The organism is Clostridium sp. (assembly GCF_036660475.1).
GTDB lineage: Bacteria > Bacillota > Clostridia > Clostridiales > Clostridiaceae > Clostridium_J.
The window spans coordinates 356,716-377,994 of record NZ_JAVXAO010000001.1; the positions used below are offsets into that span (position 1 = coordinate 356,716).

At 30.9% G+C, this 21,279-nt stretch carries 16 protein-coding genes, 1 other RNA gene and 1 pseudogene; 2 read left to right on the forward strand and 16 right to left on the reverse strand.

What is annotated here, in order from left to right:
• The first annotated feature begins 179 nt into the window (after nt 1-179).
• Together RSA29_RS01530 and RSA29_RS01535 are read left to right on the forward strand one after the other, a co-directional pair.
• The gene (locus RSA29_RS01530; protein WP_346941675.1) at nt 180-749 is read left to right on the forward strand and encodes a LemA family protein; all 570 of its coding nucleotides are present in this window, start codon (nt 180-182) and stop codon (nt 747-749) included.
• A 2-nt stretch (nt 750-751) separates the two neighbouring features.
• Nucleotides 752-1,555, forward strand: coding sequence for a TPM domain-containing protein (locus RSA29_RS01535; RefSeq protein ID WP_346941674.1), 804 nt, complete (start codon nt 752-754; stop codon nt 1,553-1,555).
• Nucleotides 1,556-1,762: 207 nt separating this feature from the next.
• Here RSA29_RS01535 and RSA29_RS01540 read toward each other — a convergent pair.
• The 16 genes and pseudogenes from RSA29_RS01540 to rnr form a co-directional block, all read right to left on the reverse strand.
• Nucleotides 1,763-1,864: pseudogene (locus RSA29_RS01540) on the reverse strand (undecaprenyl-diphosphatase); the annotation flags it as partial.
• 59 nt (nt 1,865-1,923) lie between these two features.
• On the reverse strand, nt 1,924-3,120 hold the full coding sequence (gene gltS, locus RSA29_RS01545; protein ID WP_346941673.1) for a sodium/glutamate symporter: 1,197 nt from the start codon (nt 3,118-3,120) through the stop codon (nt 1,924-1,926).
• A 97-nt stretch (nt 3,121-3,217) separates the two neighbouring features.
• Nucleotides 3,218-3,754, reverse strand: a complete 537-nt coding sequence (locus RSA29_RS01550; protein ID WP_346941672.1) for a DUF5662 family protein — start codon at nt 3,752-3,754, stop codon at nt 3,218-3,220.
• 290 nt (nt 3,755-4,044) lie between these two features.
• Entirely contained in the window at nt 4,045-5,442 is a 1,398-nt protein-coding gene (locus tag RSA29_RS01555) for a peptidoglycan binding domain-containing protein (protein ID WP_346941671.1), read from the reverse strand.
• Nucleotides 5,443-5,667: 225 nt separating this feature from the next.
• A complete protein-coding gene (gene pyk, locus RSA29_RS01560; protein ID WP_346941670.1) occupies nt 5,668-7,098 on the reverse strand; it encodes a pyruvate kinase in 1,431 nt (476 codons plus the stop codon).
• A 152-nt stretch (nt 7,099-7,250) separates the two neighbouring features.
• The gene (locus RSA29_RS01565) at nt 7,251-8,516 is read right to left on the reverse strand and encodes a GntP family permease (protein ID WP_346941669.1); all 1,266 of its coding nucleotides are present in this window, start codon (nt 8,514-8,516) and stop codon (nt 7,251-7,253) included.
• Nucleotides 8,517-8,538: 22 nt separating this feature from the next.
• Complete coding sequence (locus RSA29_RS01570) at nt 8,539-9,681, reverse strand: glycerate kinase (protein ID WP_346941668.1); 1,143 nt, start codon at nt 9,679-9,681, stop codon at nt 8,539-8,541.
• 263 nt (nt 9,682-9,944) lie between these two features.
• Nucleotides 9,945-11,033: a sugar diacid recognition domain-containing protein gene (locus RSA29_RS01575; protein WP_346941667.1), complete on the reverse strand. Its 1,089-nt coding sequence runs from the start codon at nt 11,031-11,033 to the stop codon at nt 9,945-9,947.
• Between the two features lie 22 nt (nt 11,034-11,055).
• The gene (locus tag RSA29_RS01580) at nt 11,056-12,219 is read right to left on the reverse strand and encodes an SAM-dependent methyltransferase (protein ID WP_346941666.1); all 1,164 of its coding nucleotides are present in this window, start codon (nt 12,217-12,219) and stop codon (nt 11,056-11,058) included.
• A gap of 226 nt (nt 12,220-12,445) precedes the next feature.
• Nucleotides 12,446-13,069, reverse strand: coding sequence for a DUF47 family protein (locus tag RSA29_RS01585; protein ID WP_346941665.1), 624 nt, complete (start codon nt 13,067-13,069; stop codon nt 12,446-12,448).
• Between the two features lie 60 nt (nt 13,070-13,129).
• Nucleotides 13,130-14,182 (reverse strand): inorganic phosphate transporter, encoded by a 1,053-nt coding sequence (locus RSA29_RS01590; RefSeq protein WP_346932484.1) that lies wholly within the window; start codon nt 14,180-14,182, stop codon nt 13,130-13,132.
• A 283-nt stretch (nt 14,183-14,465) separates the two neighbouring features.
• Nucleotides 14,466-14,820: a transfer-messenger RNA gene (gene ssrA / locus RSA29_RS01595) on the reverse strand.
• A gap of 302 nt (nt 14,821-15,122) precedes the next feature.
• On the reverse strand, nt 15,123-16,016 hold the full coding sequence (locus tag RSA29_RS01600) for a DUF1002 domain-containing protein (protein ID WP_346941664.1): 894 nt from the start codon (nt 16,014-16,016) through the stop codon (nt 15,123-15,125).
• Between the two features lie 319 nt (nt 16,017-16,335).
• Nucleotides 16,336-16,803 (reverse strand): SsrA-binding protein SmpB, encoded by a 468-nt coding sequence (smpB, locus tag RSA29_RS01605; protein ID WP_346932486.1) that lies wholly within the window; start codon nt 16,801-16,803, stop codon nt 16,336-16,338.
• A gap of 355 nt (nt 16,804-17,158) precedes the next feature.
• Nucleotides 17,159-18,325 (reverse strand): iron-containing alcohol dehydrogenase, encoded by a 1,167-nt coding sequence (locus RSA29_RS01610; RefSeq protein ID WP_346941663.1) that lies wholly within the window; start codon nt 18,323-18,325, stop codon nt 17,159-17,161.
• A gap of 392 nt (nt 18,326-18,717) precedes the next feature.
• Nucleotides 18,718-20,931, reverse strand: coding sequence for a ribonuclease R (gene rnr / locus RSA29_RS01615; protein ID WP_346932488.1), 2,214 nt, complete (start codon nt 20,929-20,931; stop codon nt 18,718-18,720).
• Nucleotides 20,932-21,279 lie beyond the last annotated feature (348 nt).

The following is a 21,279-nucleotide window of genomic DNA, read 5'->3' on the forward strand; positions in this document are numbered from 1 at the left end:
TAAACATTTTGATAATTTTATACTATTACTTATAACAAATGTAAACTTAAGTTGAATTAAACTCTAAAATCTTGTTAAATCTGTATATATGATATAAAATATGTCTATATAATAAAAACCATATAATATCTTAATCTTAAGCATATAATAAATTAAATATAGAAAGGAGAATATTTTATATGAAAAACAGTTTAAAAACTATAATAGCTATAATCATTGTCCTCATCGTTATAGCCTTCCCTATAATTGGAGGTTATAATAATTTAGTTGGATTGGAGCAGAGCGTAACTAATGCAGAATCAAATATTGATACGCAACTTCAAAGAAGGTCTGATTTAATTCCTAATCTAGTTAATACAGTAAAAGGATATGCATCTCAAGAGAGCGAAATCTTTACAAACATCGCAGATGCAAGAGCAAAATTAGCAGGTGCTACTAATGTATCAGAACAGGCTGCCGCTGATAGTGAACTTTCAGGTGCTCTATCAAGATTACTAGTGGTTGTAGAAAAATACCCTGATTTAAAATCAAGTCAAAACTTTACTGATTTATCAGTTCAATTAGAAGGAACTGAAAATAGAATTGCTATAGCAAGACAAGATTATAATACAGCAGCCACAAACTATAACACTAAGAGAAGAAAATTCCCTACAAGTATCATAGCTTCACTATTTAATTTTGATGAAAAATCTCTTTATAAGGCAAGTGAAGGCGCTAAAGATGTTCCTTCCGTAGATTTTTCTAAGTGATTATGAACGTAAGAAATAAATTTTCAAAGATATTTTTATCTTCTCTTATTTTATTACTTGTACTTTTTTCTTTTACTGCACTTGCTGAAGATACTTACCCTACACCAACTGATTATAAATATGTAAATGATTATGTTGGTATAATAACGGATTCACAAGCTAAGAGCATTGTATCCATCGGAAAAGAACTAGAAGATAAAACCGGTGCCCAGGTAGCCATAGTTATAATAAACTCTACCTCTGGAGTACCTATTGAAGATTATTCTAATAAGCTTTTTAGAACCTGGGGACTTGGCCAGAAAGATAAGGATAACGGTATTCTCATTGTACTTGCCTTGGAAGATAAAAAGTGGAAAGTAGAGGTTGGTAGAGGACTTGAAGGTGCTATTCCCGATGCTCTTAGCAGTAGAATTATGAACTCCGTAGCTGTTCCTCAATTTAGAGAGGGGAACTATGGAGAAGGATTGGTTCAAAGCTACAGTGTCATAGCAGACCATGTAAGTGAAGAGTATGGAGTTACTTTAGATAAGTCTTTAAATATAACCCTACCTAAAGAAAATAGTAGCAATAATAATACAAGGAATAGTAAGCTATTAGTTATTGTTGTTGCAGTATTATTCTTTGCTGATTTAATATTTAATAGAGGGAGAATTTTTTCTAGTCTATTACAAGTTTTATTTTGGAGTAATATAGGTCGAGGTGGCCGTGGTCATGGTGGTGGCTCTGGTGGCAGTAGCGGCGGCGGTGGTTTTGGCGGCTTCGGCGGTGGTTCTTCTAACGGTGGAGGTTCCTCTGGTAGTTGGTAATTTTCTACACTATTTTTCCCAACTAAGAAATTTATTAAGGATTTTATCCTTCATGTATAATTAAAATTTTATCCCCATAGAGAGATAAATTTCATCTCTCTATGGGGATATCTTGTTATTTTTATTTAAAACTGTTGATAACTAATTTACATATTAGCAATTTATTCAGCTTGATTTCTTGTAAATCTACTTACACTATACCTATAACTATCCGGCTAAATTTATAACCTTAGTAAATACCAATATTGCAAGAAGTACTCCTGCTACTATTCTATATATTGCAAATACTCGCATTGGTTTCTTTTTCATCTACTTATATCTTTACATAAAATTAAGCTAATACATAACTTAAAACATCAATCGTGAGTTTACCTTAAAAAATTAATAAATATGGTTATAACTCCTGAATTTATAAAATCAATAAATAATCCTCCAACAATTGGTACTACCAAATATGGTGTTGGTGCAAATCCAAATTTTCCTGCTAATGCATCCATATTCGCTACTGCATTTGGTGTGGCACCCATTCCGAATCCACAATTCGCAGATGCAAAGACAGCTGCTTCATAGTCCTTACCCATAACACGAAACGTTATAAAGTAAGAAAACAATCCAATGAGAGCCATTTGTCCAAGTAACATAACAAGCATTGGTACTGCTAAATCTAGAAGTTCCCATAGCTTTAATCCCATTAATGCCATACACAGAAAGAATGATAAACTAATACCACCAATTGTTTCAATTTCCTTTTGTACAAGTTTAATATTTTTAGCATCACATATATTTCTTATAATAGCAGCTACAAGCATAGCTCCGATATATGATGGAAATGTTAAACCTAAATTTTGAACAAAATTAGATATGACAGATCCAATTCCCATGGCAATAAATATCCAAGAGATACCATCCATTAACCTTTTATGACACAATACCGCTTGATTATCCTCATGAAAATCACTTATAGGTATTGATTTATCTTCAGTCATTTTAGGAGTTTTAAGTTTATTTCGTTCTATTAAATTTTTAGCAACTAACCCACCTATAATACTACCCATGACTAAGCCAAAAGTTGCCGAAGCAAAGGATACTGTGGTTGCACCCACAACTCCCATTTCCTCTAAAATTGGACCAAATGATCCTGCTGTTCCATGTCCACCAATCATGGGAATTGATCCTGTACAAATCCCTAAAAGTGGATCCAAATTGAAAACTAATGCTAAAGATGCCCCAACTAAGTTTTGTAAAATAACTAACACTATTGATAAGCCTAGGAAAATTACAACATTAATACCGCCTTTTTTTAATATTTTAAAGCTAGCTGTAAATCCAATACTAGTAAAAAATGCAGTCATAAAGACACTTTGTAGTGTTATGTCTAAATTTATAGTTGCTATATTTGTAATCTTTAAAATAAGTATAATTATTGCAAAAATAAGCCCACCTATAACAGGTGCAGGTATGCAATATTTTGATAAAATATTTATTTTTGCCTTCATATATAACCCTATATAAAATACAATCGTTGCTAAAGCCATAGTTTGAAATATATCTAATGACATTTCCATATGAGATTCCTCTTTTCTTCATTTGTGTAGGCAATATTTATCTATTATTTACAAATTACTTATAAACTATTTCAGATAAATATCCTTTATTCTATACCTATTTTCCATACTTTAGAACATTGTTTTTAATATAATTTATGGTTATATCTTCCCCCTCATTAGCAAGCATATTAAGTAATTTCTCTAAAGTTTCCCTTGTTTCTTGATGTAATATACAATAATTTTTTCCTCTTTCATAGTATATTAGTGGACTCTTATCTGTATACTTTTCTTTTTCATAGTTTATTGAGGCAGCCATTCTATCTACAAACATTTCTATAACATATTTAGTTGGCATCTTCATTCCAACCATTCCATCCTCGATCTTTAACCCATAGTCAATCCAATATTCAAGATGATGTTTATTCCTCCCCTTATGATGAAGCCAAGCTTTAGACAATCCCTCCACTTGTTTTTGCACTCCATTAGGACTAATGGTTCCTCTATAGTATTTTATACCTGCTGAAAACTCCACCCAAGTATATTTAGACATATCATGAAGTAACCCCTGCTTATATAAACCTACCTTAAAGCAATATTTCATAACTAATAACTTATGTTTAGTAATTGTTCTAAAATGATTAATTATATTCACTCTTATCCCTCTATTCCAATACCTTTATATACTACTAATTATTATATATTTAGCTTCCATATTTTAAATTTTATCTCATCGCACTAGTTATTATACTATAGGTAAACATTTATAACTACAAATTAATAATTTTTTCATAACTTAACAAATTTTCAGCATGACCATATCGCCTAAATTATTTAAATATATTTATTGATACTATTATACCAATTATATTTACATTTTCTATTCAACATAAATAAAACACCTTAGTTTTAGCTAAGATGTTCAACTGCCTATTTACTAACTCACTAAAAATAACAAACTACAGGATCTCCTGCTTCTATATTGTAAAATACTGCTTCCGCAACATTGTATGGTGCATTTACACATCCATGAGAGCCATCTGTTTTATAAATATTACCCCCAAATTTAGACCTCCAAGTTGCATCATGAAGACCTATATCAAAATTAAATGGCATCCAGAAGCTAACAGGTGCTACATAATCAACACCTCTTAGAATTGCATCCTTCTGCTTATATGCTAATTTATAAGTACCTTGTGGTGTTGAATGATTGCTTGCCACGTTACCGGTAACTATGGAACCTTCAACAATAAGAATTCCATTTTTATAAAACCATAAATATTGTTTAGTTAAATCAATTTCCACATAAGTATTCCCAATGTCGTTTACTCCATCAGATGATGCACTTTGTACGTATAACGGCTTCTTTGTTACCATTTCTCCACTCTTTATTACCTTAATTAAATCTTGAACTTCTTCTTTTTTATTAACTATCCATCCATAATCCCCACCACTAACCTTTGCTATTCGTCCTGATGATGTTTGAAAATCTCTTGTATCCCCAACAGTGTTATAAATACTTGCTAAGGTATCTACATACATGTTTATTGCTTCCTCGTTAATTAGAACATTAAAATCCCTATCAACTTTTAGCCAATCATGTATTTTAGATTCATCTACCACTTCTATTTTACCACCAAAATTATAAGTTATCTTTGAGTTTGTATACTTTTCAAGGGTATTTCTAGCTTCTATAATAGCTGTAGATGTTGAAATATACTTTGACTCCTCATAACAATTAATTGCCTCTACATCTATTAATACTTCTCTAGAATCAATTGCCTCTAAGACCTTTGTGTATAAATCATTTTTATTAATTTTATTACCTTTAACTTCATCTAAAATAACATATTCATTATTTATATATTCTAACTTTGCATTTTCTGGTTGAACTATGTTCTTACTTTCAAAGCATGCTAAACCTTCAAAAGATTTTCTTAATAACTCTTCATCATATTTAACTTTGTTTGTGAGTTTAAATTTTTGATTATTAAAAATTCCATAAGCCCAACCAAACGGATTCTGCCCATCCTTTAATGTCTTAACTTCGTCAGTTAAGTTAAATTTAAAACCTATATCGCTTCCGTTAATTATATCTTTATTTCCATCCCTTAACCTCAATTCTAATGAATAAGTCTTGCTACTTAAATTAATTTCTTTCTCCACTTCTTCCACCGTTCTACTAGAAGCATCAATTCCACTAATTTCAGTTCCAAAATAAAAATGGTTTATAAAATATATAGATATGCTTAAATACATTATACTCAATATGCATATAGAAATTATAATCCCTATCGCTATTTTCATCCCTCTATTTTTATTTTTAACTTTCTCTACCTCCATATTTTTAATTTTTATAATACTCACTCCCCGGCAATATTGTTTTACTCCATACTGTAAGTATATTCAGTGATATTAATTTTGCCATCGGTTTTACAGAGATTTGCAAATTGTTCAATATTATAAAATTATCAAACTTCATAAATCTACCAAGCAAAAAAACCCTAGTAGATATCTACCAAGGTTTTCTATTATATATTAAGTGTAGTCACATTGAATTACTAATATTTATTCTAATATCTCATGAACTTTTATTAAATTTGTAGTTCCTCTTACTCCTACAGGTGAACCTGCTGTTATTACAACTAAATCACCTTTAACTAAGTATTCCATTTTCTTTGCTACTTCTATTGACTTATCTATTATTGCATCTGTATTTTCTACATGCGCTGTCTTAACTGGGTGTACGCCCCAAGTTAATGCTAATCGTCTCATTACACCGTCATCCTCTGTTGTAGCTATTATTGGACATTGTGGTCTAAATTTAGAAACCATTCTAGCTGTATGCCCTGTGGATGTGAATGTTATTATTGCAGCTGCATCTAAGTCCATAGCTGTATTACATGTAGCATAACTTATTGCATTTGTAACCGACATTTTTGCGGTCTTTTTTTTATTTAGCAATTCCAAATAATTCAATGTTTCCTCTGTTCGCTTTGCTATAGTAGCCATAGTTTTAACGGCTTCCACTGGATATTTTCCAGCGGCAGTTTCGCCAGATAACATTATAGCATCTGTACCATCATATATAGCATTAGCAACATCTGTAACTTCTGCCCTTGTTGGCCTAGGATTTCGCATCATCGAATCAAGCATCTGTGTTGCAGTAATTACTGGTTTACCTGCTGCATTACACTTTTCTATCATCATTTTTTGTGCTATAGGTACTTCTTCTGTAGCTATCTCTACACCCAAGTCTCCTCTAGCAACCATAATCCCATCAGATACATTTATTATTTCATCTATATTATCCATACCTTCTTGATTTTCTATTTTAGAAATTATCTCAACATTCTCAGCATTATTTGCTTTTAATATATCTTTTATTTCTAAAACGTCTGCTGCCTTTCTAACGAATGATGCTGCAATATAGTCTATGCCTTGTGATATTCCAAACTCTATATCACTTATGTCCTTTTGCGTTAATGCAGGTAATTGTATTTTTACCCCTGGAACATTAACCCCTTTATGATTTTTTATTATCCCTGTGTTTTCTACTGTACAAAGTATGTCTTCTCCATTTACTTCTTCCACTCTTAATCCAACTAGTCCATCGTCAATTAATATAGTATCTCCTGCCACTACATCCTTCGAAAGTCCTTTATAGCTTACTGTACAGATCTCTTTTGTTCCCATAACATCATCCATTGTTATAGTAAATTTCTGTCCTTCTTCTAATAACACTTCCGGTAATTCAAACTTACCTGTTCTTATTTCCGGTCCTTTAGTATCTAATAATATTGCTATAGGCTTACCTAATTCCGTTCTAACCTTCTTAACTAAATCCATTCTTCCCTTATGTTCTTCATGAGACCCATGAGAAAAATTAAATCTACATACATTTAACCCATTCTCTATTAATTCCTTTAATACTACTTCTTTATCTGATGCCGGTCCTAGTGTACATACTATTTTTGTTCTCTTTAAATTATTTAACATTTAACACTCTCCTAAATTTATGTATTTCTTCTTTTGTTAATCCTTTTCCTAATTCTTTATTTCCAACTTTACTGATTATTTAAAATCTACCATCACTAAATTGCCTTGCTTTATTTCTATCAATTTATATTACATAATTTTAGGCATTCTCTTTATAATATAATACCCCATATAATTGTAGAAACTATTGTCATAGAAAGCCCTACTACACATTCAAATGGTATTAATTTCAAGCGTTCACCTATAGTCATATTGGTTGCCCCTGCTGTTGCATGGAAGAATGAACCATGTGGTAAATGATCAAGCACAGTAGCTCCAGCATGAACCATTGCCGCTCCAGCTATTGGAGATATTCCAACTCCCATTATAGCAGATCCAAAAGTTGCAGATGCTATAGTTGCACCTGATGTAGTTGATGCTGTTGCTGCTGACATTAATGTACCTGATATTGGTGCTAATAAGAATGCTGGCATATTCATTGAATTGAGCAATCCTATTATTGTTACTTGTAAATCCGATGCTTTGATTATTCCTGCAATGGTTCCTGTCCCAATTAGCAATATCGCAACTGGCATCATTTTAGAAAGCCCAAAATTCATATATTCATTAATATTTTTAGCTTTTCCCATAACGCAAACTCCAACTATCCCACCCACTGGTAATGCTATAAGTGGATCTATTGAAACCCCCAGTATAGGTCTAAGTGCTAGTAGAGCTATTGCTACTAATGGACCAATTATTGCAGCAAAGAAAGACGGTGATTCTTTATCGTTCACTACCTCTACTTCTATTTTTTCTACCGTTGATCCCTTAAACTTCTTTGATAGCATAGAAGCTAGTATTACTGTAACTATTAATCCCATTATTGATGGTATTATATTAGCCGCCATTAATGAGGATAATTCTACTCCAAAATTTTCAGCTGCCGCAATAGTATTCGGATTAGGAGATATTATATTACCAGCCTTTCCCCCCCCTATCATAGCAAAAAGTACAACCAGCGGTGAATATCCTAGATTTTTAGCTATTGCAAGAGCTATTGGAGCAACAGTTATTACTGCTACATCGATAAATACTCCTACAGATGTTAATATCATGGTTGACAATGCTAGTGCTAATAAAGCTCTCTTTTTACCTAAGGTTTTTATTATTTGATCTGCAATTTTCGCTGCTGCTCCCGTTTTTATAAGCACACCCGCTAAAACTCCTGATGTTACTATACGTAAAATTGCTGGCATTATATCTTTTGCACCACTCATCATTACATTTACTGTACCTGTAAGTCCCGCTCCACCTATTACTCCACCTACCACAGCTCCTAAAATTAAACTATACACTGGTTGCACTTTTTTAATAATTAATATTATTGCTACTGTAAGCCCTAATAAAGCTCCTAAGGTTGTTATTTGTACGTCCATACCATCACCTCATATTCATATTTTAAGATTTCATTGCTTTTATAAGTCTAAATATCTGCGTTGTTGTTAATATCATATTTTTAGTTGCATTTTCTTTATTAATAGCTTCTTCTAATGTCATAGCAGAATTTACTATTGAAAAATATGCATCTATACCTTCATTATTACAAACTACAGCATCATCTGTTGTACATCCTGCTATAGCTATAACCTTTGCATTGTACTTTTTAGCAAGCTTAGCTACCCCTATTGGCGCTTTTCCCATAGCTGTCTGATTATCTAATCTACCTTCGCCGGTTATTACAATATCTGCATCTTTTATCGCTTCTTCAAGTTTTATTTCTTCTAATATTATTTTTATACCTGACTCTAGTTTAGAATTCAAAAACGTTAGGAATGCAAATCCAAGCCCACCAGCAGCTCCTACTCCTTCTACCTGAGATAAATCTCTTCCTAAATATTTTGTCACTACCTCTGCAAAATTCCTAAGTCCATTGTCAAGTTCTACAACCATATCCACTGTAGCACCCTTTTGAGGTCCATATATGTATGCTGCTCCATTTTTTCCGTATAACGGATTTGTAACATCACAAGCTATTTTAAAATTACATTGATCCAATTCTTTCAATCTATTATCTGATTTTATACTTTTTATTTTATTTAAAACCTGTCCACCTAATCCTACTAAATTATTATCTTCGTCATAGAATTCATAACCTAAGGCTTGAAGCATCCCAACCCCAGCATCATTAGTGGCACTTCCACCTATTCCTACGATGAAATCTCTACATCCTTTGTTTATAGCTTCTCTGATCATCTCTCCAACACCATAAGTTGTCGTTAGTAACGGATTCCCACCGCCTACTGGAACTAACGCAAAACCTGATGATTGAGCCATTTCTATTATCGCTGTATTAGTGTCTTTTAATATTCCATACTTAGCATTTACTTTTTCATTCATAGGCCCTGCAACGGATATTATTTGAGCTTCACCATTCATGCCTTCTACTAACGCATCCACAGTTCCCTCTCCACCATCCGCTAATGGCATTATTTTTATATCTGAACAATCATCAACTTTTAATATGCCAATTTTAATGGCATTAGCTGCTTCCATTGAGGTTAAACTCCCTTTTAAAGAATCTATTGAAATTACTATTTTCATTTTACCGCCCCCTCGTGATATCATTATATCAAAGACTCTTTGGTGCAACTATGTTACAAATACCTAAATAATACGTTTTCATATGTTTTTTTTTAGTACATCAACCATTGAAATCAAAATAATTTTACATTTCATCTTTGAGATAATCCTAAAATAATTTTAAAAATAAAAAAATCCATAAACTTTTTTGTTGAATCTTGATAATGTACAAGCTTCAACAAAATCTAAATTTATGGATTCTTATTTGTATTATAGTATTAACTTTATGTCATCAACCTTATTGCCAGATATAATACTACTGATTCATTAAAATGCCTTGGATTAAATCCCGATTTTTGATTTATTCTCTCTAATCTATATTGTAATGTATTTTTATGAATATAAAATTCCTCCGAGGTACCTTTTAATGACATATCATTTTTATAGTAAACTTCTAACAACTTAATATCTTCTTTATCCAATTTTTTCAATATTTTATCTATATATTGCTTCTTTACTTCTGTATCTACACTCTCTAAAATGATTTCTAAATTTAAGGTATCAAGATAGGTTAAAATTTCTCTATTTTTGCTAGCATATTTTAGAGCTATTCGAGCTTCTTGATAAGAATTATAAGTTTCATATAATTCTTTTAACCTTCCAACACCACCAATTAAAATCCCATGATACTTTTCTAAAATATCCATATATACACTCTTTAATTTATCATATTTTTCTGTATTAACTAGAGCTATAAATTCATTTGGATATATATATATCTTAAATATATTCCCAATAGAGTCAAACACTTTCTTGATATCATTTTCTATAATCTCTATCTCTCTAGCATCATGACATTTATCTATTTTCATAATTACAACCGCAAACTTTTGATTCGGCAATATTCCAAATTCACTTAAGATATTCTCTATTTCATTTTTATCCTCTATATTATCATAAATTAATGATTTTACTACATAATTTATCCTTTGTTTATCTGCTTCATATTTATAATTTAATTCCTGTTCCTTTATAAATATTTCAGTTATCTTTGTTACTAGAAATCCGTACTTGCTTATTTCATCAGGCTCACCCGTTATACCTATTGCTCCAGCTGCATTTCTATTTATCTTTATAGGGTAATTTATTCCCTTCCTACTCCCCTTATATTCATCACTACATTCAACCGTTACATTTTTCAAATTTTTTATAGCTTCATATCCTGCTTCATGGAAGGTATTTAGTCTCTTTTCATCAGTACTGCCTATTATCATTCCATTTATATCTATAAAGTTTATATCCTTATCTACAACTTCCTTTACTGCATTTACTATTTCCTGTGCTAAACTTAAACTTATTCTATTAATTGCCATAGATTATCATTTCCTCTTATATTTAAATTAGATTATCTTCTTTCAGCAAGTTAAATAATGTTGGTTTTAATTTAAATTCACTCGTTAAACTAGTAACTTCCTCTAAAGCCTTTTCCTTTTTTTCCTTAGATATATTTGCTTTTGATGCCCTAATCAATATATTCTTAGGGGAATGTGCTATATCTATAAATTCTAGAAGTTGTGTCTTATATCCTAGGCACTCTAGCAAATTAGCTCTTACTGAATCTGTCATCAGTGCTGAAATTCTCTCTTGCACTATTCCATATTTCGTCAATATAGATAGTGAGCTAGTTTCTATTTGACTATTAAATTCATGTTGGCAGCATGGCACTGAAAATATCATTTTGCTATTCCATTTTATTGCATTATACAAAGCATAATCTGTAGCTGTATCGCAGGCATGCAATGTAATTACCATGTCAACTTTATTATTATATTTAAATCCATTTATATCCCCTAATTCAAAATGCAAGTTTTCATAATTATATCTCTTTGCTATATCATTACATTTTTCAATAACATCAGCCTTAAGATCTAAGCCTATCATTTTAACATTTATTTTTTTAATTTCTACAAAGTAATAATATAGTACGAAGGTTAAATATGATTTACCACAGCCAAAATCTAATATGGTAAGCTCTTTATAATCGTTCTTTTTTATCTCATCATCAATAATTTCAACAAATCTATTTATTTGCTTATACTTATCATATTTAGAATTTACAACCTTACCCTCTTTTGTAAAAACTCCTAAATCTATAAGTGGTTCTATTATCATACCTTCCTTAAGGATATAGTTTTTCTCTTTATTATGACCTTTATTAACCTTATTTTCATTATCCTCTTTTTTCTTACCCAAATGTATTTTACCCTTTTTAGAAATTTTCAAATCAAATGTAGTTTTATCAGACCAAGCCCCAACCTGCTTATAGTTAGATGCTACACATTCTAAAAGCTTTCTCTCTAAATTATCTACATCAATATTTTCATGAAATACCTGCTTATCTGTATATTTTTCTATTTGATAGTATTTTCTTCCCTCATTTTCTTTTAATATAAATGTTATTTTATTATACTGTATTTCCTTATTCATTTTATTACTAACAACTATCTTTATAATTTCCTGCTCTAAAATTTCATCAATTGCTTTTTTTAATTCTTCCATTTCAACACACCTTATCATTTATTTTTCATGAGCTTTTCTATATGATAATATCACTATATATCAAATTAATAAATTATTTTTATTAACTTCCTCAATTCTTATGCTTTATTGTGATATTAAATAAGATAATAAAAAACCTTAAAGTTTAAATGTAATCTTTAAACTTTAAGGTCTTTATTAAAACTTCTTTTTAAATATATTATTTTAGCCATACAAATTTTCACTTTTACGAATTTTTCATTATCACGCTTTCAACTACTTTAGCCACATCTTCACATGCATCACAGCATTTTTCAAAGTATTCAAATATATCCTTCCAAATTATAAGTTCAATAGGGTCAGTTATTTCAGCATAAAATTTCTTTATACCGATTACATATAGTTTGTCACCCTCTTGCTCCAAAAGATTTATATTTTCTCTTAATTTAGCTATATTAGTTGATTTTTTGAAGTTGCGGAATTCTTCAATTAAACCCTTTGCTTCATTAGAAATTTTTATTATCAGTTTTGAAAATCCTAAAGCTTCTTCTCTCACAGTGCTAATATTTGACATATATACCCTAACCAAAACATCCTCTATAGCATCTGTTATATTGTCAATTTGATGTGCAAGTTCAATTATATCCCCTCTTTCAATAGGTGTAATAAACTCCTTTGCTAATTTATCCATCATATTATGCTTTTTAATATCTGCAGTATGCTCAATTTCATGCATTTCCTTTACCTTTAACTCCAAAGTCATCGCGTCAAAATTGATTAGAGTTTCGTTTAGTAAATATGCTTCCGTACAAGAATATCCAACTAATTCTGATAGCATTTCAAAATAATCATTTCCTTTTCTACCTTTCATTTTTACAGTACCCCCTCAAATATTTTTACTCATATATTATTAATCACTAATTATATTTAATTAAAAAATTGCAATAAAAATTTTCGCCATGAAGAAACCTATTAAACCACAACCTGGAAATGTAAGCACCCAGGTCCAAACCATCTCCTTAACCACTCCCCAGTTTACCGAGCTTATACGTTTCGCTGCGCCAACTCCCATTATTGAAGTAGTTTTAGTATGTGTTGTACTTACAGGTATTCCTGTTACTGATGAAACCAGAAGACATCCTGCCGCAGCTAAATCTGCAGAAAATCCTTGATATTTTTCTAATTTAACCATATCCATACCCACTGCTTTTATTATCTTATATCCACCTATAGATGTTCCAATCGCCATAACCAAAGAGCTTAGTACCATAAGCCATACTGGAATAACAAAACTAGTAACATCTGCTTGTCCATTTGCTAAAAATATTCCTAACATGAATACGCCCATAAATTTTTGACCATCCTGCGCCCCATGCATAAATGCCATAGCTGCGCCTCCAAACACTTGACCATTTTGAAAGAATTGACTTGTTCTTCGCCTATCAAATCTTTTAAATATAAATTCTACGGTTTTTACCGTTGTCCATCCCATTCCAAAACCTAATCCCGTCGAAAGCATCAAGCCATATAACACCTTTATCCATTGTTCACCATTAATACCACTAAGTCCACCTTGAATAGCAATTGCTGCTCCTGATATACCAGCAATTAATGCATGGCTCTCACTAGTAGGAATTCCAAAGTACCATGCCGTCGTTGCCCAAACAACAATAGCAAATAATGCCGCACATAAAGCAATTAACGCACTTCGTGGATCACTCCCGAAATCAACCATATTATATATGGTTTGCGCTACATTAGCATTTACCATAGTCATTACAAATACTCCCAAAAAGTTGAAAATAGCTGCCATAATAATAGCCGATCTTGGACTTATTGCACGCGTAGATACACAAGTAGCAATAGCATTAGGTGCATCTGTCCACCCATTTACTAGGATTACTCCTAGAGTTAAAATTGTTGTAATTAATAATGGTATATTATTCATTAGTTGATTTAAAAATTCTGTGAAAGAAATAGTCATAAAATATCTCCCCTCATTTTCATTAATTCATTAATAAAATAATAATATGTATTTGTTTTTATTATCTTTTATTTAATATTTTTACAATTGTTACGATATCACCTTTTATTGACATTTACAACGTTGTTAACCTAGTTTTAACATTAATATTTATAATATTTATATTTATTGAAATCATTTCCACTATATTCAAAGATTTAGATTGTTATTATATTTTATTCGAAAAATAAGAAAAACCCTTGAAATCAAGGATTTTTCTTTTATCACAATTATAGTGATTATTTGGTGGAAGCGATGGGAATCGAACCCATGTCCGAAAGCCATTCCATATAGGCATCTCCGAGTGCAGTCTCTGATTTTACATTCCCTCTATAAAACACCCAAAGACAGGTTTTTTACTTCAGTAGCTTCATAATTTCCGTTTCTTAGTCAAAGCTTTCTAAGACTCGGTTCCCTACTAATTTGACGCCCTAGTCCAAGCCGTAGGACTCTTAGGTAGAACGAGCAGCGACTAGGCTGCTAACGCGAAATTATCTTCTGCGTTTATCTTTTTCCCATAGTTTTTTAAAGCGGGCCCATAGGTTCCCTCTACTCGCTTCCTATATGTTACGCACCCCCGTCGAAACCAGTGCGCCCCCATGTTAGGCATAGTAATCATTAATATTACTACGATATATTCATTATAAACAATAACCCACCTTATATCAAGTAAAGTTTTATATATTTATTTATGATGTTTATGGTTTAGTTTCCATTTAGTTATTTGAAAATAACTAATAACTCAAAATATCCGAATATACTAATTTATTTATTTTTGAAGCCCATTTATATATTTTCCAAAATTAGCATAAATATACCAATTCACATCGTACAGAAAGTAATTCTATATTCAAGTGGAGTTCGTTTTCACTCCACCCGAATATTATGACCTATCATACTTTTAATTAAATATAGATGATACAAACTCTTTAATCCAATTAAATAACTTATCAAAGAATCCTGAGTCCTTAAGTTCCTTACCTAACGCCGCCATATCCTCTTTAAACTTTGATGAAGCTTTATCTAAAGTATCTTTAAGCTTTGAATAATCAAGGTCCAAATCATTTATATCAGACATTAACGAAACCATTCTATCTTCAATATTACCACTTAATTCTACCTTATACTTACCTTGCGTATCTTCTACAATCTTTTGGATCTCTTTTTCTGTAGACGGTTTTTCCTTTATAATAGCTGTTTTTATTTCATTTATAATTGCAGTGGCTTCTGTTTGTCCTATTTCCTCAGCTAAATCTAGAGATACTTCTATCTCCTCTTGTGCTGTCTTCTTTCCATCTAAAGATAACTCTCCACCCATTATCTTTTCAGCACCTGCTAATATCCCTGCAAGGGCTGATTCTCCTGTTACCGGAAACGGAGCTGATGCTACAACCTCTGCATTTAATATGCCTGAGGTTATTAACGCATTAGCAAGCATATCATTAGATACTAATGTTAAATTAGTAGATTTAACCGTTACTCCACATTCTTTCTCCATAAGCTTAACATAGGCACTAGAATACCATCCCCCTGTAAAGTTCTGAAGATTGTTAGGATCTAGCCCAAGTTGTTTTATTGCAACACTATTATTTACATATATAGTATCAACATTATCTGGGGCCTTAAAATATTTCTTCAACTGGTCCTCTTGTGCTTTATTTAAATCTGATCCAAGACTTAGAATTTCACCCGTTGGATATTCTCCACGAACACTTGCAAATGCATCTATTGACGTACCAAGGCACATAAAAACACATAATCCTATAGCCAACTTCTTAATATTTTTTTTAATCATTTTTAATTCTCCTTATATAAGACATCTCAAAATAGCCCAGTATACTTATTTATTTTTTTGAATATGCCTAAAATGTATTTATCACTATTTCTATTCTTAATTATATATAAGTATACTTACCATTTCTATAATTAAGCTAAACCTTAAGAAAAATTTAATAAAAAAAGTATTAGCACCTCTCTTTCAAGAAGTTATACTAATACTTTTTAATCAGCCAATAACACTTAGCCAAATCACAGATTTGGACTTTATTCTGAAACTCATTCTCACTTTGTTCAAATGAGTAAGTAACACTTAGCCAAATCATAGATTTGGAGTGTTACTTATATTTTTCTTTCATCTGTCTGTCTATATCTCTCTTTGCGGCTTTTTCTAGCATTACATCTCTCTTATCGTAATCCTTCTTACCTCTACAAACCCCAAGGTTCACTTTAACTTTACCGTCCTTAAGATATATACTAAGCGGTATTAACGTGTACCCCTTTTGTGCTGTAAACGCCATAAGCTTTTCAATTTCTGCTTTATGGAGAAGTAACTTTCTTTCTCTTAAAGGGTCTTTATTAAATATATTTCCTTGTTCATAAGGGCTAATATGCATATTCTTAACAAAAATCTCACCATTATCTATATCAGCATAGCTATCTCTAAGATTTGCTTTTCCACCTCTTATAGATTTAACCTCTGTTCCCACAAGTACAATACCTGCTTCCATAGCTTCTTCTATAAAATAATCATGTCTAGCTTTCCTATTTTCTGCTAAAGTTTTATTTCCTAATTTCTTTGCCACACTCTCACCTACTTTTATATTTATATATCTTTATTACCTTATACCTGTGATTTTACTAAATAAAAACAACTTTGTATAGTTATCTATGTATTTATTATAGCCCAAAACTCTTTGTAACAACAGTTTTATTTTACATTTTCATGCTTCTAAATCCTTGTAATTTAAGTGTTTTATCCTTTCACAATATCACAAACTTAAACTTTTAGATTTAACATTTATAATCTAAATTAAAAGAGTTGTCCCCATGTAGAATTTTCTACTTGAAGCAACTCTCTTAATTTTGATTTAATTATCTATAAGTATTTTTAAACACACTGAAATCTAATTCAGTATTGATACTAACAATTTTTTCGGTTTAGAATTCTACCTTGTTTCCATAGAATGTACATTCAAATAATTTTTCCATAGTTTCATCATCTATTTCTCTTGGATTTGAGCCTGTACATGCATCTAATACAGCATTATGAGCTACAAATTTAAGATTTTCTTTGAAATCCTCTTCTTTTACTCCATATTCTTTCATTGAATGAGGAATTTCCATTACTGTATTTAATTCATTAATCATTTCTATTAGTGAATCTGTTAACTCTGAATTGTTACAGCCTTTTAATTTTAACATTCTTGCAATATATGCATATCTTGCTTCACATTTTGTTCTATTATATTGAATTACATATGGAAGGAAGATTGCATTTGCACAACCATGCGGAATATGGAATACTGCTCCTGTCTTATGAGCCATTGAGTGAACTATTCCAAGTAACGCGTTTGAGAAAGCCATACCAGCTAAACATTGAGCTTCATGCATTAAATTTCTTGATTCTTCACACCCATTATAAGAGTTAAGTAGATTATCTCTTACCATATCTATAGCTTTTAATGCTAATGGGTCTGTAAAGTTTGATCTTAATGATGCTGTATATGCTTCTATTGCATGCGTTAACGCATCCATTCCAGTATGTGCAACCAAAGTTTTTGGCATAGTTTGAGCTAGTGCCGGGTCAACGATTGCAATGTCAGGTGTTATATTAAAATCTGCTAATGGATATTTTATTTTAGCTTTATAATCAGTAATTACAGAAAATGCTGTAACTTCTGTAGCTGTTCCACTAGTTGATGGTATAGCAACAAATTTTGCTTTTTGTCTTAATTCTGGTAGTCCAAATGGTATAACAGCCTGCTCGAAAGTAAACTCAGGGTATTCATAGAATATCCACATAGCTTTTGCTGCATCAATTGGAGATCCTCCACCGATTGCAACTATCCAATCTGGTTGAAAGTTTCTCATAGCTTCTGCACCCTTCATCACTGTTTCCACTGATGGATCTGGCTCTACACCTTCAAATAGTTCAACTTCCATTCCAGCTTCTTTTAAGTAGTCCTCTGTTTGTTGTAAAAATCCGAATCTTTTCATAGATCCGCCACCAACAACTATGAAAGCTTTTTTACCCTTCAATGTTTTAAGCGTTTCTAACGCTCCTTCTCCATGATAAATGTCTCTTGGTAATGTAAAACGTGCCATAATATGAACCCCCTTAAAATTTAACTTATATGTTATTTATTTAACTATTTACATGTTAATTATATCACAATATTTTTAATTTTCTATATTTTTTACAAAATTAAATATTTTATTTTATAAATTCACATTATAATAATGATTTTACAGTTAAATTATTATATTAAACTTCATTATTACGTCAAATAAATCCCGGAACTATATATTTATATCTAAATACAGTTCCGGGACCCACATTTAATTATTATTTGTTTGTTATTTTTTTATTTATATCTTTACAATTCACTAATTTATAATTTAAAATTATAAATTTCAGATAAAATTTCTTTATTTTACCCTTAAAACTCCACAGTAGCTCTCGCTATTTATTCTAAGTGTTTTAACCAATTAACCAACTAGTCAATTTGATTAATTTCTTCAGCTTCATGGCTTCCAAAAATTAATTCGTTAAGATCTACAGATATTTCTTCAACTTCTTCATCCTCTTCTTTTTCAGTTTTTACAACCTCAAAGAATATATCATGAGCATCTATATCAACCTTAGAACATATAACCTTTATAGAATCACCTAGTCTATAAATATTTTTAGTTCTTTCCCCGATTAATGATAAATGTCTTTCATCATAAATGTAATAATCATCATGAAGTTCGCTTATGTGAACTAACCCCTCTATTGTGTTAGGCAGTTCTACAAACATACCAAAACTAGTTACTGATGATATTATTCCTTCAAACTCTTGACCTATTTTATCTAACATATATTCAGCTTTTTTAAGATCATCAACTTCACGTTCTGCTTCCACTGCCATTCTTTCTGTATCTGATGATTGTTTAGATGCATCTACTACAAAAGTTTTTAATCTTTTTTCTCTCTTTGGAGTTAATCCCTCATTTATTAATTCTTTTATAATTCTATGAATTGCAAGGTCTGGATATCTTCTTATCGGTGATGTAAAGTGGCAATAGTATTTAGCTGCAAGTCCAAAGTGACCTACACACTGCTGCGAATATTTAGCCTTCATCATGGATCTAAGAAGTAATGTACTAACTACAGTTTCTTCTTTTTTACCTTTAACACATTCTAATATTTTTTGAAGTTCACTAGGACGTACTTCATCATCTTTAAATCTTATATGATATCCTAAATTGTACACAAACTCACTGAAGTGTAATAGCTTCTCCATATTTGGGTCTTCATGAATTCTATATACAAAAGGTGCATTCATCCAGAAGAAATGTTCTGCTACAGTTTCATTACAAACTAGCATAAATTCTTCTATTATTCTATTTGCTATAGCCCTTTCACGCGGTAATATATCAATTGGCTTACCATTCTCGTCTAATATGATTTTACATTCCTCAAAATCAAAATCAATAGCACCCCTAGATAATCTTTTTTTATTTAAAATTTTGAAAAGTTCACCCATATTTTTAAAATCTTCATGAAGATGTTTATATTTTTCTATAGTTTCAGCATCCTCATCTCTTAGTATTTTCGTAACATCTGTATATGTCATTCTCTCATTAGTCTTAATTACACTTTCAAATACATCATGATCTACAACCTTACCAGTTTGGTCAATCTCCATAAAGCAACTAAGTGCAAGTCTATCTACTTTTGGATTTAAACTACATACCCCATTAGATAAGTTCCTTGGAAGCATTGGAATAACTCTATCAATAAGATATACTGATGTTCCTCTTTTAAAGGCTTCTTTATCTAATACATTATTCTCTCTAACATAGTGAGAAACGTCAGCAATATGAACTCCTAATTTGTAATTTCCATTTTTCAAAACTTCTATGGAAACAGCATCATCTAAATCCTTTGCATCTTCTCCATCTATTGTAACCATAGTTAAGTCTCTGATATCTCGTCTTCTATCAATCTCACTCTGAGGAACTTCATCCACTATTTTTTCTGCAAACTCTTCAACCTCTATAGGAAATTCTTCCGGAAGATTATGTTTTCTAATTATTGTTAGAATATCTATACCTTTATCGCCTTTTTCTCCCAATATTTCAATAACTTTTCCTTCTGGATTTCTTCGTTGTTCTGGCCAACTAGTTATTTCTACAACAACTATTTGACCTGTTTTTGCTCCATTTCTATTGCCTTTTGAAATAAATATATCCTGATTTATTTTTTTATCATCAGCTACAACAAATCCAAAGCTTTTATTATCTTCATATGTTCCAACGAGTTTTGTATTTTTTCTTTCTACTATTCGAATAATTTCACCTTCACATTTTTTACCTTTATTTTCATCTCTTAATATCTTAACAAGTACAATGTCATTATTCATAGCACTATTAACATTGCTAGCTGGTATAAATATATCTGGTCTTTCTTCTTCTACTATTACAAATCCAAACCCTTTTTGATTTGCCGCAAAAGTTCCCTTCATAATTCCCATTCTCTCTGGAATTCCATAAAGTTCTGCTCTATTTTTAATTATTGAACCATCCTTCTCCATCTGATCTAATAAGTGCTGAAACTCTTTGGCTTCTCTCTTACTTATCCCAAATATTTTTGATAACTCCTTTATACTCATTGGCTTATAAGCCTGTTCTTTCATAAAGTTTATTAATACTTCTTTAATATTCATTTTTCACGTCCTCCAATTTTAATATAACATGTTTATGCCATAGCATTTTAATACATACCATTACCCCAATTGATAATAGTATTCCTTTTTTATATATAGTGTTATGTAAAATCCACATTAAATATTTTTTAAAACTTATATATTTATTTTTAATTATCATAATTTTCAAAATACCCAATAATACATAATAAACCTTGTAAACCTATCCCTTCAGCGGTCCACCCCTCATATTATGAGATTGGCCTATACATATATATTATATACTAATTTTTTCTAGTTTATAATAAACTTTTAACTATATTTATATAAATATTTATAAATGTTCTAATTTCTTTTAAATTTGTTCAA

Excerpts from the sequence above, each read along its gene's own strand:
- RSA29_RS01530 (WP_346941675.1), top strand. The coding sequence starts at position 180 with ATGAAAAACAGTTTAAAAACTATAATAGCTATAATCATTGTCCTCATC.
- RSA29_RS01535 (WP_346941674.1), top strand. The coding sequence starts at position 752 with ATGAACGTAAGAAATAAATTTTCAAAGATATTTTTATCTTCTCTTATT.
- gltS (WP_346941673.1), bottom strand. The coding sequence starts at position 3,120 with ATGGAAATGTCATTAGATATATTTCAAACTATGGCTTTAGCAACGATT.
- RSA29_RS01555 (WP_346941671.1), bottom strand. The coding sequence starts at position 5,442 with ATGGAGGTAGAGAAAGTTAAAAATAAAAATAGAGGGATGAAAATAGCG.
- pyk (WP_346941670.1), bottom strand. The coding sequence starts at position 7,098 with ATGTTAAATAATTTAAAGAGAACAAAAATAGTATGTACACTAGGACCG.
- RSA29_RS01565 (WP_346941669.1), bottom strand. The coding sequence starts at position 8,516 with ATGGACGTACAAATAACAACCTTAGGAGCTTTATTAGGGCTTACAGTA.
- RSA29_RS01570 (WP_346941668.1), bottom strand. The coding sequence starts at position 9,681 with ATGAAAATAGTAATTTCAATAGATTCTTTAAAAGGGAGTTTAACCTCA.
- RSA29_RS01575 (WP_346941667.1), bottom strand. The coding sequence starts at position 11,033 with ATGGCAATTAATAGAATAAGTTTAAGTTTAGCACAGGAAATAGTAAAT.
- RSA29_RS01580 (WP_346941666.1), bottom strand. The coding sequence starts at position 12,219 with ATGGAAGAATTAAAAAAAGCAATTGATGAAATTTTAGAGCAGGAAATT.
- RSA29_RS01585 (WP_346941665.1), bottom strand. The coding sequence starts at position 13,069 with ATGAAAGGTAGAAAAGGAAATGATTATTTTGAAATGCTATCAGAATTA.
- RSA29_RS01590 (WP_346932484.1), bottom strand. The coding sequence starts at position 14,182 with ATGACTATTTCTTTCACAGAATTTTTAAATCAACTAATGAATAATATA.
- RSA29_RS01600 (WP_346941664.1), bottom strand. The coding sequence starts at position 16,016 with ATGATTAAAAAAAATATTAAGAAGTTGGCTATAGGATTATGTGTTTTT.
- RSA29_RS01610 (WP_346941663.1), bottom strand. The coding sequence starts at position 18,325 with ATGGCACGTTTTACATTACCAAGAGACATTTATCATGGAGAAGGAGCG.
- rnr (WP_346932488.1), bottom strand. The coding sequence starts at position 20,931 with ATGAATATTAAAGAAGTATTAATAAACTTTATGAAAGAACAGGCTTAT.